The sequence below is a fragment of the Bacteroides luti genome (assembly GCF_900128905.1).
GTDB classification, from domain to species: domain Bacteria; phylum Bacteroidota; class Bacteroidia; order Bacteroidales; family Bacteroidaceae; genus Bacteroides; species Bacteroides luti.
Genome location: NZ_FQTV01000004.1, coordinates 52,334 through 65,728 on the forward strand (window position 1 = coordinate 52,334; position 13,395 = coordinate 65,728).

At 38.5% G+C, this 13,395-nt stretch carries 12 protein-coding genes; 8 read left to right on the plus strand and 4 right to left on the minus strand.

Annotation, left to right across the window (positions count from 1 at the left end):
- Window positions 1-92 precede the first annotated feature (92 nt).
- From rpe to BUC21_RS04660, 5 genes are all read left to right on the plus strand, one after another.
- Window positions 93-743, plus strand: a complete 651-nt coding sequence (rpe, locus tag BUC21_RS04640; RefSeq protein ID WP_073399717.1) for a ribulose-phosphate 3-epimerase — start codon at window positions 93-95, stop codon at window positions 741-743.
- A 13-nt stretch (window positions 744-756) separates the two neighbouring features.
- Entirely contained in the window at window positions 757-2,847 is a 2,091-nt protein-coding gene (locus BUC21_RS04645; protein WP_073399719.1) for a ComEC/Rec2 family competence protein, read from the plus strand.
- Between the two features lie 48 nt (window positions 2,848-2,895).
- Window positions 2,896-3,930 carry a DHH family phosphoesterase gene (locus BUC21_RS04650; RefSeq protein ID WP_073399721.1) on the plus strand — a complete coding sequence of 345 codons (1,035 nt, stop codon included), beginning with the start codon at window positions 2,896-2,898 and terminating at the stop codon, window positions 3,928-3,930.
- A gap of 91 nt (window positions 3,931-4,021) precedes the next feature.
- Window positions 4,022-5,410 (plus strand): phosphoglucosamine mutase, encoded by a 1,389-nt coding sequence (gene glmM / locus BUC21_RS04655; RefSeq protein WP_073399723.1) that lies wholly within the window; start codon window positions 4,022-4,024, stop codon window positions 5,408-5,410.
- 194 nt (window positions 5,411-5,604) lie between these two features.
- Complete coding sequence (locus tag BUC21_RS04660) at window positions 5,605-6,984, plus strand: glycoside hydrolase family 28 protein (RefSeq protein ID WP_083547611.1); 1,380 nt, start codon at window positions 5,605-5,607, stop codon at window positions 6,982-6,984.
- Window positions 6,985-7,572: 588 nt separating this feature from the next.
- On the opposite strand, the gene BUC21_RS04665 is transcribed toward BUC21_RS04660, so the two are convergent.
- From BUC21_RS04665 to BUC21_RS04675, 3 genes are read right to left on the minus strand one after another with little or no spacing between them, the layout of a single operon-like run.
- Window positions 7,573-7,815, minus strand: a complete 243-nt coding sequence (locus tag BUC21_RS04665; protein WP_073399727.1) for a GlsB/YeaQ/YmgE family stress response membrane protein — start codon at window positions 7,813-7,815, stop codon at window positions 7,573-7,575.
- A 38-nt stretch (window positions 7,816-7,853) separates the two neighbouring features.
- Window positions 7,854-8,372 carry an NUDIX hydrolase gene (locus BUC21_RS04670; protein WP_073399729.1) on the minus strand — a complete coding sequence of 173 codons (519 nt, stop codon included), beginning with the start codon at window positions 8,370-8,372 and terminating at the stop codon, window positions 7,854-7,856.
- Window positions 8,373-8,384: 12 nt separating this feature from the next.
- Window positions 8,385-9,602, minus strand: coding sequence for an S-adenosylmethionine:tRNA ribosyltransferase-isomerase (locus BUC21_RS04675; protein ID WP_073399731.1), 1,218 nt, complete (start codon window positions 9,600-9,602; stop codon window positions 8,385-8,387).
- A gap of 91 nt (window positions 9,603-9,693) precedes the next feature.
- On the opposite strand from BUC21_RS04675, the gene BUC21_RS04680 reads away from it, so the two are divergent.
- The 3 genes from BUC21_RS04680 (at window position 9,694) to BUC21_RS04690 (ending at window position 12,407) form a co-directional block, all read left to right on the plus strand.
- Entirely contained in the window at window positions 9,694-10,755 is a 1,062-nt protein-coding gene (locus BUC21_RS04680) for a DUF2027 domain-containing protein (protein ID WP_073400053.1), read from the plus strand.
- A 2-nt stretch (window positions 10,756-10,757) separates the two neighbouring features.
- Window positions 10,758-11,255: a flavodoxin family protein gene (locus BUC21_RS04685; RefSeq protein WP_073399733.1), complete on the plus strand. Its 498-nt coding sequence runs from the start codon at window positions 10,758-10,760 to the stop codon at window positions 11,253-11,255.
- 102 nt (window positions 11,256-11,357) lie between these two features.
- The gene (locus BUC21_RS04690) at window positions 11,358-12,407 is read left to right on the plus strand and encodes a Gfo/Idh/MocA family oxidoreductase (protein ID WP_073399735.1); all 1,050 of its coding nucleotides are present in this window, start codon (window positions 11,358-11,360) and stop codon (window positions 12,405-12,407) included.
- 55 nt (window positions 12,408-12,462) lie between these two features.
- On the opposite strand, the gene BUC21_RS16405 is transcribed toward BUC21_RS04690, so the two are convergent.
- Entirely contained in the window at window positions 12,463-12,639 is a 177-nt protein-coding gene (locus tag BUC21_RS16405; RefSeq protein ID WP_175550479.1) for a hypothetical protein, read from the minus strand.
- Window positions 12,640-13,395 lie beyond the last annotated feature (756 nt).

A 13,395-nucleotide genomic window follows, 5' to 3' on the forward strand; every position in this document is an offset into this window, starting at 1 on the left:
ATTCTATAAGTTTCTAAAAGAAGCCGGAATAAGAACCCTTAGTTCAATTATTTTATGTACTTTTGCAAAACCAATTACACAGCTAGATAGTCATGAAACATAAAATATCCCCTTCACTGCTTGCTGCCAATTTTGCTAATCTGGCAGAAGATATTGAGATGATAAACCGAAGCGAAGCCGACTGGCTGCATCTTGATATTATGGACGGTGTATTTGTTCCGAATATTTCTTTTGGATTCCCTGTTATTAAAGCAGTTAGCAAACTCTGCAAGAAACCGCTTGATGTGCATTTAATGATCGTAAATCCCGAGAAGTTTATTCCGGAAGTTAAGGCTACAGGAGCTAAAATTATGAATGTGCACTACGAAGCGTGCCCACACATTCACAGGGTTATTCAACAGATTCGCGAAGCAGGGATGGAACCTGCCGTAACCATTAACCCATCTACTCCGGTCTTTATGCTGAAAGATATCATTAAAGATGTATACATGGTTCTTATTATGAGCGTTAATCCCGGATACGGAGGTCAGAAATTCATTGAACATTCTCTGGATAAAGTAAAAGAACTAAGAATGTTGATTGATAAAACCGGATCTGATGCGTTGATACAAGTGGATGGCGGTGTAAACGAGAAGACAGCTCCCCTATTGCTGGAAGCAGGCGCAGATGTATTGGTAGCAGGAAATGCAGTATTTGCGGCATCTTCACCTGAAGATATGATTCATCAGCTAAAAGCATTGTAATTTCAACGTGCAGATGCCTTTACACCTGCACAAATATCCCTTTGTACGTTTCCTGGTTCCCCTGATACTCGGGATATATTTCAGTCATTCGTTTCTGAACGAAACAGAATGTAGCAGGATTGTTATGGGCATACTCTGCCTAGTGTGTGGGGTTTCTTTTATTCTTTACCACGTTTTCAAAAAATATACGCACCGCTGGCTCACGGGAGTTTGCATATATCTGCTACTCTTTACTCTCGGCGCAGCAATAACCGAACTGCATTTATCGTCCGTACACCATCAATGGTCTGCTGAAAAGTGCGTTTACAAAGCACAGCTCACGGAAGATCCAAAAGAGAAAGAGCACAGCATACTTTGTCCGGTATCGGTAATTGCAAGTCAGGATTCTGCAGGCAGTCATTCAGTAGATAAGAAAGTTCTGCTTTACCTCACGAAAGATTCAGCAAGCCAACAGCTTAAGCGAGGAGACCAGTTACTTTTTTATGGGCAGATAAACGCACCTCGCAACAACGGAAATCCCGAAGAGTTTGATTATGCGTCTTATCTGCTTCATCAAAATATTAGCGGAACAGCCTTTGCTTATACCGGTAACTGGCAACTTAAAGGGCACGATCCACACCGAACGTTGAAACAAACCGCACTTGATTACCGGAAGATGTTGCTAAAAAAAATAAAGCATCTGGGATTTTCGGGAGATGAATACACCGTTCTTTCGGCTTTGGTTTTAGGATATCAGGATGAGCTGAGCGAAGATATACGGGAAAGCTATTCTATTTCCGGGGCCAGTCATGTGCTTTCTCTATCAGGTTTGCATATTGGTTTTCTCTATTTCTTGCTGGAATTTCTGCTGAGCTTTGCCAACAAAAAGAGAGGAACGTTAATCGCAAAACAGCTGATCATTATTATCTTGCTATGGGGATTTGCTTTCCTCACCGGACTCCTTTCCCCCGTTGTACGATCGGTAATTATGTTTTCATTAATTGCTCTATCCAGAATACGGAACAATCATCCAGTTACGCTCAACACTCTGGCAGTTGCAGCATTATTGATGCTGGTTTACAACCCTTTTTATCTGTACGATGTAAGCTTTCAGCTATCATTCACAGCCATAGCCGGAATTGTTATTATCCAGCCATGGCTGGACGGATTGGTTAAAACAGAAAACCGCATTGTGAAATATGTATGGGGATTAATGACTGTTTCTATTGCAGCGCAGATAATAACCACTCCCATTATTCTTTATTATTTCTCCCGTTTCTCAACCCATTTTTTGCTGACCAATATCATTGTCGTGCCGCTGGTATCGGTCATTATGTATCTGGCCGTCTTTACACTCTGCATAGGTTTCATTTCTCCACTGCAAACACTTTTAGCCTTTCTTCTGAAAGAATCTATCAAGTTTCTGAATGGAACAGTGAGTTTTGTTGAACATCTGCCCTACTCTTCCATTGATCATATTTGGCTCACCTCTGCCGATGTTGCTGTGTTTTATCTGATACTTTTTCTCAGTTCGCTCTATTTCATATCCAGAAAAAGATGGGCACTTTTTGGTTTGTTGCCATGCATCGTAATTCTGATTACCTTCCATGCAAAAGAGAGATATCAGCAACAAAATATTCGTTCAATCATTTTTTATAATGCCCGCAACTGTCCCACGGTTCATCTGATAGAATCGCCGGAAACCTCCTATCTCTTTTCAGCCGAAAAAGATAGTGTACACAAGAAGTTACGTTATGCCACACAGCGTTTCTGGAATAAAAATCTGGCAAACACTCCGCAAATACTTCCTTCTAGCTTTCGTGGTAAATCCATCTGGAAGCAAAATGATGTACTTTATTTTGAAGGAAAAACCATCTGCATGATAAAAGATGATAGTTGGCGAAACAAAGTTTCCAACAACCCTTTAAACATTGACTATTTATATCTTTGTAAAGGGTATAAAGGTAAATTAGTGTGGCTCATGCCACTTTTCAATACAAAGAAAGTGGTTATTGATGCCTCTTTGAGCGATTACAAACGAAAAGCTATAGAAAAAGAATGCAAACTTTTAGGCATTGACTATTTCTCAATATCAGAAAAAGGAGCTTACAAAATCACGCTTTAATACAAATTAATTTGTACTTTTGTTGCTCAATATTGAAGATAAACTGTTATGTTGACAAAAATAATAGATCAGGCCAATATCGATCTTTTCGGTGAATGGCTAAAAGAAACTGAGAAAGTAGTTATTGTATCGCATACTTCACCTGACGGAGATGCTATGGGCTCTTCATTAGGACTTTATCATTTTCTTATTTCGCAGAAGAAAACAGTAAACGTTATTGTACCCAATGCCTTTCCCGAATTTCTGAAGTGGATGCCGGGTGCAAAGGATATTACACTTTACAATCACGACAAAGAGAAAGCCGATAAACTGGTAGCCGATGCCGATATGATTTGCTGTCTCGACTTCAACGGACTGAAACGTATTGACGATCTTGGCTTGGTAGTAAAAGAGGCTAAAGCACGTAAAGTAATGGTAGATCATCATCCATTTCCGGATGACTTCTGCTCTATCGTAATGTCTCATCCTGAGATTTCGTCTACATCCGAACTGGTTTTCCGGTTAATCTGTCGCCTTGGTTATTTTGATGAAATGACCAAAGAAGGAGCCGAATGTATATATACCGGCATGATGACCGATACAGGCAGCTTTACATATAACTCAAACAGTCAGGAAATATACTATATTATCAGTCAGTTAATATCTAAAGGTATCGACAAGGACGATATAAACCGTAACGTTTATAATACTTATTCCGAATGCCGTTTGCGCCTGATGGGATATGTCCTTCATTCAAAAATGAAAGTATATCCTGAATCTCATTCGGCTATGATCTGGCTCACTCAGGAAGAACTAAAGAACTTCAACTACGTAAAAGGAGATGCGGAAGGTTTTGTAAACATTCCATTGTCTATTAAAGAAGTAAAGTTCTCAGCCTTTTTCCGCGAAGATACAAACATGATAAAGGTTTCGTTACGTTCTGTGGGAGAATTCCCATGCAACAAATTCGCTTCTGAATACTTCAATGGTGGCGGACACTTGAATGCTTCCGGAGGAGAGTTCTACGGAACAATGCAGGAAGCTATCGATACCTTCGAAAAGGGATTGAAAAAATATGAGCCGTTATTAACTGCAAATAATTAGTTATCCAAGTCTGTTATGGTGAACAGATTATATTAAAAGCTAATTGAAGTAGTTATTGTATAAATAAAAACAACATTATATTCAAATATCTATGACACTTATCAAATCAATTTCCGGTATCCGCGGAACCATTGGCGGACAGGCCGGCGAGGGTTTAAACCCACTCGACATTGTAAAATTCACATCTGCTTATGCAACGTTAATCAGAAAGACATGTAAATCTACAAGCAATAAGATTGTAGTAGGTCGCGACGCTCGTATTTCAGGTAAAATGGTTAATAACGTAGTTGTTGGAACCTTAATGGGAATGGGCTATGACGTAGTAGATATCGGTTTGGCTTCTACTCCAACTACAGAACTTGCCGTTACAATGGAAGGTGCTTGCGGAGGTATTATTCTTACTGCCAGCCACAATCCAAAACAATGGAATGCACTGAAGCTGTTAAATGAGTACGGAGAGTTCCTGAATGCAGCAGAAGGAGAAGAAGTTCTTCGTATAGCAGAAGCAGAAGAGTTTACTTATGCCGAAGTAGACAGTCTGGGATCTTATCGTGAAGATTTAACTTACAACAAAAAGCATATTGAAAGTGTATTAGCACTTAAATTAGTTGACGTGGAAGCTATCCGCAAAGCCGACTTCAAAGTAGCTATTGACTGTGTTAACTCTGTGGGAGGTATCATTCTTCCTGAATTGTTTGAAGCTTTGGGCGTAAAGCATGTTGAAAAGCTATATTGCGAACCTACTGGTAACTTCCAACACAATCCTGAACCGCTTGAAAAGAACTTAGGAGACATCATGAACCTGATGAAGAGCGGCAAAGCTGATGTTGCATTCGTGGTTGACCCTGACGTAGACCGCTTGGCAATGATTTGCGAAGACGGAAAAATGTACGGAGAAGAATATACATTGGTAACAGTTGCCGATTACGTATTGAAGCACACTCCGGGAAATACCGTTTCGAACTTAAGCTCTACTCGTGCTCTTCGCGACGTAACCCGTAAATACGGACAGACTTACAATGCTGCTGCTGTAGGTGAAGTAAACGTGGTAACTAAAATGAAAGATACTAATGCTGTAATCGGTGGTGAAGGCAATGGTGGAGTTATCTATCCTGAAAGCCACTACGGACGCGATGCATTGGTTGGTATCGCTCTTTTCCTTAGCCATCTGGCTCACGAAGGAAAGAAGGTAAGCGAACTGAGAGCTACTTATCCTCCTTACTTTATTGCTAAAAACAAAGTGGAGCTAACTCCTTCAATTGATGTAGATGCTATTCTGGCTAAAGTAAAAGAAATCTATGCAAAAGAAGAAATCAACGATATTGATGGCGTTAAGATTGACTTCCCAGATAAATGGGTTCACTTGAGAAAAAGTAACACAGAACCAATTATCCGTGTATATTCTGAAGCCTCAACAATGGAAGCTGCAGAAGAAATTGGTCAGAAGATTATGGATGTAATTGCTGAACTGGCAAAATAAAATTCATCCTTTACAATATTAAATGAGCGAAGAAGGTAGATCAGTTTTCTTCGCTCTTTTTTATTTTGTATGTTTGCGATAATATTATCATAAATGAAACGGGCCTGAAACTAAAATCCTGATAAAACAAGAATCATTGTCTGTACAATATCTTTAGGATTAATAAAATGGTAAAGGCTTTAAATAATGCAACAATGAAAAAAATAATTTGTTTGAGTCTGTTTTTGCTATTCGCAAACATCATGTTTGCTCAGAATGAACAGGCATTGTATGAATCAATTTTAAGTAAAATTACTCCTCCGTCTATTCCCGAAAAGACAGTAAACATTACCCGTTACGGAGCAAAAGGCGATGGTGTAAAAGATTGCAAGCCAGCGTTCGACAAGGCAATGAAAGCCGCCCTGAAAAGCAAAGGAGGATTTCACATTGTTGTTCCCGCCGGTGTATATTTTATAAAAGGCCCAATTCACTTTGTAAGCAATGTCTGTCTTGATTTGGCCGAAGGAGCCGAACTGAAGTTCAGCGATAATCCTGCTGATTATCTTCCGGTTGTATCAACAAGCTGGGAAGGAACATTCGTTTCTAATTACAGTCCGTTTATTTATGGATACGAAGTAGAAAACGTTTCAATAATCGGTAAAGGAAAAATAGACGGAAATGCACAGAATACTTTTGGTACATGGAGAAGCAATCAGGAAAAAGATGTTGAGCGTACACGTTATGTGAACCATAATAATGTGCCGTTTGCCGAACGTAGCTTTGGTGAAGGACATTACTTACGTCCACAACTGATACAGTTTTACAAATCTAAAAACATATTATTGGAAGGTGTGTTTATAACCAATTCCCCTTTCTGGTGCATTCATTTACTTAAAAGTGAAAACATTACTTGTAGAAAACTGAAATACGATGCCAAACTGGTAAATAACGACGGTATTGATCCTGAGTATTCAAAGAATATCCTTATTGAAGATATTGATTTCAATAACGGAGATGATAATGTTGCCATAAAAGCTGGTAGAGACAACGAAGGACGTGCTACAGCAACACCGTCGGAGAATATTATTATCCGGAATTGTCGCTTTAAGGGACTACACGGCGTGGTATTAGGAAGCGAAATGTCATCCGGCATTCAAAATGTATTCGTGAGAGATTGCTCATTTGCCGGTTATTGCAAACGAGGTATTTATTTTAAAACAAATCCCGATCGTGGTGGCTTTATTCGCCATATCTATATAAATAATGTAGAATTCGATAATGTTGAAGATCTGTTCTTTATAACATCAGCCTATGCCCGTACCGAGACCAACCAATTTAATGTAACTGATATTTGTGATGTATATGTAAATGGGCTGAAATGCAAGAAGGCATCGAATGCCGGATTAGTAATTCAGGGCTATCCAAAGAATATTGTACATGATATTCACTTCAAGAACGTAGAAGTTCAGGAAGCAAAGATAGGTGTTAGCTTCACGAATGCAGAACGTATTGAGATGTCTAATGTCACTATTGGAGGCATTGTAGGTGCTCCATCTACAGTTTCGGACAAAGATAAAATCTTTGAAAAAAAATAATTTTAGCTTTTCAATAAGCATTTCCTATATCCTATTATAAAACAAAACGAGCGAAGAAGGTAAGTCTGCCTTCTTCGCTCGTTTTTATTGGTCATACTTTTTGTTCTACACCCGGGTGTAAATAACCGGTACACCCGGGTGTAACAATCTTCTCCATCCGGGTGTACGGATAACTTCCACCCGGGTGTACCAGGATTTATCACTTTTTAGAAATAAAATCTGATTAATTGAATGCAAAGGAAAGATTATAATAATAAGATTTGTGCCTTATTCAAGTTAGGATTATTAATCGCAGGATTGCTTCTATTCTAACTCATTTAGGCAGAGTCAAACAACTAAAACTCTAATAAAAAACATTTATATATCTTAGAGATTTGCATTATCGACATATAACTTCATCTGAACAAATAAAGAACCACCAGAATCAGGACGAGACTAAGCGCTAGATTGCTAGATCAATTAAATTTGATCTAGCACCTATATAATACTTATATACAACAGTTTAAGCACCTACTGCCAGATTGCTAGATCAATTTCTCATTTTTAATATTTATGAGAGAGATAGCGGATAAACAGAAATAAAAAGAATTAATGCTTTTTTGAGGAGAACAGCGAAGAAACCCAAAGCAGAGCAATGGCACCTACAGTTGCTGTTACTAAGTGTCCGATAGATCCTGTGGTGTAAATGCCGAGTAAACCAAACAGCCAACTGCCCAACACACCACCTATTATTCCGAGAATCAGGTTCACAAAACAACCAAAGCCACCGCCTCTCATTATCTTGCCGGCTACATAACCAGCTATGATGCCAATAACAATACCACCCAACATACCACTATTCTTTTAAGGTTATACTATTTCTTAAGTTATCATTCAATACCGGGAAGCAAATTCACTCGCTTAATCTCGCCTTCGAAATTTGGCGTAAATACCTCTTTCCCGATATTCTCCTTTATTTCCTGAATGCCCCAAAATCGTCCACCAGCTAGCTCCTCTTTACTGGGAGTAATCTCACCATTATAGATGGTTTTATATACAAAGACAAGTTCTTTTTCTACTTTAGATTCGAACACATAACTGGTAACAAACTGAGGTTCGTATTCGGTAATACCAAGTTCCTCGCTTACTTCACGCTTCAAGGCCTGCTCAGCATTCTCGCCTAAATCAATATGTCCGCCTACCGCTGTATCCCATTTATCGGGCTGAATATCTTTCCATGCCGGACGCTTCTGCAGGAACAGCTCACCTTTATCGTTAAATACATGAAGGTGTACCACCGGGTGCAATAGCTTACTACCGTTATGGCACTCCCCTCTCGAAGCAGCTCCGGTTATATTTCCCAATTCATCTACCAACGGGAACATCTCTTCATTATTATCTTTATACATAAGTCTATCTCTTTAAGGAATCAGTAATGAACTATCTCCATAACTCAGGAAACGGAAATCGTGACTCAACGCATAATCGTATATCTTCTTCCAGTCGCCATGAACGAATGCCGAAACCAGCAATAACAATGTACTTTGTGGCTGATGGAAATTGGTTACAATAGCTTTTACAATGTGGTATTCATATCCCGGAGCAATAATAATCTGCGTACTGCTATGCAGCACTTCCAGTCCATTACGATTCATGTAAGCAAGAATATGCTCAAGAGCCTCAACAGCTGTCAGATCCGGAAGAAACTTATACGGTTGCCACTGGTTTACATGAAGTTCCTTTTCAGTAGCATCAGGATGTCGACTTAAAGTTACACCCATGTGGTAAAGGCTTTCGAGTGTGCGAACCGAAGTTGTACCAACAGCTACAGCCCTCCCTTGGTGAGCAATAAGCCTTTCAATGGTTTTTCTTGTTACAGAAATAAACTCCGTATGCATTTCGTGATCTGCAATTTCCTCACTCTTCACAGGACGGAACGTTCCGGCACCTACATGCAAAGTCAATTCTTCCAGTTCCACACCACGCTTTTCCAAATCCTGCATAACTCCTTCAGTAAAATGAAGTCCGGCTGTAGGAGCAGCCACCGACCCATCAATCTTTGAATAAACAGTCTGGTAGGTCTCCTTATCACTTTCCTGAGTTTCCCTGTTGAGATATGGAGGAATAGGCAGTTCGCCAACAACTTCAAGAATCTCGGCAAAAGTAACTTCTTTATTATTCCATGAAAAATAAATCCAGTGACTTGTGCCACGACATTCTCCCCGGGTAGCTTTCAATACCACCGGCATTCCTTTTACCACAATCTCCCGGGTAAGAGATCCCTCTTTCCATTTCTTCAGGTTACCAATCATACAAAGCCAGCTGCATCTCTCGGTCTGCTGAAAAGAAAGCACATAATCATTCGGAGCAATAGGTTCCAGACAGAACACTTCAATCAGAGCGCCAGTCTCTTTACGGAAATGAAGCCGTGCCTGAATTACCTTCGTATTATTAAATATCATCAGACTTCCGGCCGGAATAAGTTCGGGCAGAGAAGTAAATATCGTTTCACTCACGTTTCCATGCTTATAGACAAGCAACTTAGACTGATCTCGCACAGGAAGCGGAAATTTTGCAATTCGCTCATCCGGCAACGGATAATTGAACTCACTAATCTTAATATGTTTTGTTTCTTCCATCTTTTCTTTTCTATCTCGGCAAAATTAGTGATATTTGACGGAAAATAGAGCAGATTGCTCAAAGAACTTTAAACGTAGAAAGAATATGAGTATTAAAATAGGCGATAAAGTGCGTTTCCTCAGCGAAGTGGGAGGCGGAATTGTGACTGGATTTGCAAGGAATGAACAAGTAATAGTAGAGGGTGAAGATGGGTTTGAGGTACCAATGCTTATACGCGAATGTGTAGTTATTGAAACAGATGATTATAACTTAAAAAGAAAGCCGGCTGATACTTCAAAAGCTACATCAAATGAATCGGCAAAAGCAGAAAAGAAAGTCGAAGCACCTCAGATAACTTCTCGTCCTACCGAAACACGTGAGGGAGAAGTACTGAACGTACTTCTGGCATACGTTCCAATTGATGCCAAAGCAATCTCGGGCACTCCATTCGAAGCTTATCTGGTAAACGATAGCAATTATTATATTTATTATAATTACCTAAGTGCAGAAGGGAAAGCATGGAAAAGTCGTTCTCACGGACTGATTGAGCCTAATACTAAACTCTTTTTGGAAGAGTTTAATAAAGATATTCTGAATGAGCTGGAACATGTAGCCGTTCAGCTAATCGCTTTCAAAGATTCTAAGAGTTTCATGTTGAAACCAGCAGTGAGTGTAGAGCTTCGCATAGATACAGTTAAGTTTTATAAGCTGCATACATTCCGTGAATCTGTTTATTTTGAAGATCCTGCTTTGATTTATGATATCGTAAAAAACGATCAACCAGCAAAACAGATGTATGTATCTGCACAAGAAATAGAGGAAGCTTTACTTGGAAAGAAGAATGTAGACAGACCAGCTGCAACTCCAATAGTGAAGAGACCTGTAAAAAATGAAGTTATCGAAGTAGACCTGCACATCAATGAGTTACTTGATAACACTGCCAATATGAGTAACAAAGAAATTCTGGACTACCAGTTAGGAGAATTCCACAAAGTACTCGAAGAAAACAAGAACAAAAAAGGTCAAAAGATTGTCTTTATTCACGGAAAAGGCGACGGAGTGTTGCGCAAAGCAATTCTTGACGAACTGAAGCACAAATATAAGACTTATCAAAGTCAGGATGCTTCCTTTAAAGAGTATGGTTATGGAGCTACTATGGTGACGATAAAATAATCATGAAACTATCCATATTATATTTCAGCAAAAACGGTCATACCAAAGAGATGGCCGAAGTAATAGCAAGTGGAATGAAAAGTGTTCAAGGTATTGAAGTAGGAATCTTCGATCTGGAACATATAGATGATGAATTTCTGGCAGAAAGTAAAGCTGTAGTATTCGGAACACCAACCTATTATGCAAATACTTGTTGGCAGATAAAGAAATGGTTCGATGAGTCGAGAAACTACAAGCTGGAAGGCAAAATTGGTTCTGTATTCGCAACTGCAGATTATGCACAAGGTGGTGCAGATACCGCTATTCTAACTATTATTAATCACCTGATGGTAAAAGGAATGTTGGTATACTCCGGCGGTTCGGCACTGGGACAACCATTTATTCACCTTGGTGCTGTAGCTCTGAAAGAAAACTTCGAGCAAAGCAAACCGATGTTCGAGGTATTTGGACAGCGAATTGCAAGCAAAGCCATAGAACTGTTTGCTTCAAAAGAATTATAACAGCTGAACTTAATCTCCAGATAATCATTCCATTGAAATCTATGAAATGATAGAACGCAAGTTTAAATAAGCTATTTTATCATTTATAAAATAAATCAGGTTATGAAACAGATTAACACTGCCCTACTCTCTTTCGGAATGAGCGGAAGAGTATTCCATGCCCCGTTTATAAATCTGCATAGCGGATTTCATCTTGCCGGTTCGTGGGAAAGAAGTAAGAAACATATTCAGGAGTTTTATCCCGGAGTGCATTCTTATGATTCGCTGGAAGCTGTATTGAATGACGATTCAATTGATTTGGTTGTGGTGAATACTCCTATTTATTCTCACTTTGAATATGCAGCAAAAGCTCTGAAGGCCGGAAAGCATGTGGTAGTTGAGAAGGCTTTCACTTCGACTGTTTCGGAAGCAGAAGAGCTTAAAGCTATCGCTCTGGAACAGAACAAACAGATTGCAGTTTTCCAGAACAGAAGATGGGACAGTGATTTCAGAACAGTGAAGCAGGTAATTGAGAGCGGCGTAATTGGTAATATTAATGAAATGGAAATACATTTCGATCGTTTTAACCTGGAACTGAGTCCGAAAAAGCATAAAGAAGAACCTAATCCAGGAGCCGGAATTGTGAGAGATCTCGGTCCGCATATTATCGATCAGGCTCTATACTTATTTGGTATGCCAGAAGCTGTTTTTGCCGACCTGAGAATTACTCGCCCCAATTCCATCGTTGAAGATAGTCTCGACATTCTTCTTTACTATCCTTCATTCAGAGTAAGAATAAAAGGTGGATATATTGTAAAAGAGGCTTTGCCGGCTTATATCGTTCATGGCACAAAAGGCTCTTTCCTGAAATCTCGTGCCGACGTACAGGAAGCAGATCTGCAAAAAGGGCTCACTCCTGATGCACCCAATTGGGGAACGGAGCCAAAACAGGAAGAAGGACTTATAAACTACGTAGCTGAAGGAGAAACAATCCGTAAAAGGATAGAGACTTTACAGGGCAATTATCTTGAATTCTACAACGGAGTATATAATTCTCTCACGCAAAACGTACCGATGCCGGTTACTGTAGATGATGGTATTCGGGTTATGAAAATCATTGAAGCAGCATTCAAGAGTAGTGAAGAGAAAAGAGTAATTTCTGTAACAGACTAATAGCTAGTCCTAAATAAACATTTGATGTTTATTTAGGACTAATCAAATGTAACATTTAGTTATTTAACCAGAAGTTCAACCTATCAATAATTTCTTTTTGTACATCCGGCTGCATGGTAGATATACGAGTTCGATGACTACCATCAGGCTGAACATACACTTTGATATTTTTCTTATCTTTAATCCATGTGCATCCAGAAGCACTCCACGGATCAATTCCTCCAGATAACATTACTCAACCAGATATTTGTCAGGCTCTTCTCAAAACCTATTCTTATCACTTTTGTCAATCTTTCTTTATCAGCTATCTAGATAAACATAATTTTAAATAGTTCGTCCTTAAAAAGCAATAAATGATTACCCCTTGATTATAGTCCCAGCCTGATGATTTTTATTCTACCAGATGTTCAAACATCATTGTATATTTTTCGCTATAGTGAGAACTCTTAAGAAGCTCAACCTCACTGACTCCAGGCAATGCCTCCAACTTATTTTTCAGAACTTCTTGTGCTGAATTCTAAAATAATGGAAATAGTAGCTAAACCAGGAATATTACTAAACGGAAATTTAGTTTTTTAATTATACTTTATTTTTAAATAATACTCATGCAAAACAACAACACAATGACTAAAATGACAAAATTAAATCCAATTATACTATTTAAAGAAAGATAAAATACAAGCTTAAAATGTTATCATACGTTATAGTTTATTAAATGTATTTCTTTAAAAAACACAAATAAAAAACAACATAAATAAAATCTAAATAGACACAATTTTACGCAATCTGAATAAAATTACTAAATATTAAATAATATTTCATTTTCAGCAGAACAAATAAAATAGATATTGCAAGTTAAAAACCGCTTTAAATATACATTGTGCATTTACTTTTTAATTATAACTAGACAAAAACTAAAGCTATAATCAAAAATTCATAAATAAGATTATTTTCTTTCCAGTATTTAAAGAACAAATCTAGATCTACA

Bases quoted from the DNA above. Each gene is read 5' to 3' on its own strand.
- BUC21_RS04670 (WP_073399729.1), bottom strand. From the start codon at position 8,372: ATGTATAAAGATAATAATGAAGAGATGTTCCCGTTGGTAGATGAATTG.
- rpe (WP_073399717.1), top strand. From the start codon at position 93: ATGAAACATAAAATATCCCCTTCACTGCTTGCTGCCAATTTTGCTAAT.
- BUC21_RS04685 (WP_073399733.1), top strand. From the start codon at position 10,758: ATGAAACTATCCATATTATATTTCAGCAAAAACGGTCATACCAAAGAG.
- glmM (WP_073399723.1), top strand. From the start codon at position 4,022: ATGACACTTATCAAATCAATTTCCGGTATCCGCGGAACCATTGGCGGA.
- BUC21_RS04650 (WP_073399721.1), top strand. From the start codon at position 2,896: ATGTTGACAAAAATAATAGATCAGGCCAATATCGATCTTTTCGGTGAA.
- BUC21_RS04675 (WP_073399731.1), bottom strand. From the start codon at position 9,602: ATGGAAGAAACAAAACATATTAAGATTAGTGAGTTCAATTATCCGTTG.
- BUC21_RS04665 (WP_073399727.1), bottom strand. From the start codon at position 7,815: ATGTTGGGTGGTATTGTTATTGGCATCATAGCTGGTTATGTAGCCGGC.
- BUC21_RS04660 (WP_083547611.1), top strand. From the start codon at position 5,605: ATGAAAAAAATAATTTGTTTGAGTCTGTTTTTGCTATTCGCAAACATC.
- BUC21_RS04690 (WP_073399735.1), top strand. From the start codon at position 11,358: ATGAAACAGATTAACACTGCCCTACTCTCTTTCGGAATGAGCGGAAGA.
- BUC21_RS04645 (WP_073399719.1), top strand. From the start codon at position 757: ATGCCTTTACACCTGCACAAATATCCCTTTGTACGTTTCCTGGTTCCC.
- BUC21_RS16405 (WP_175550479.1), bottom strand. From the start codon at position 12,639: ATGTTATCTGGAGGAATTGATCCGTGGAGTGCTTCTGGATGCACATGG.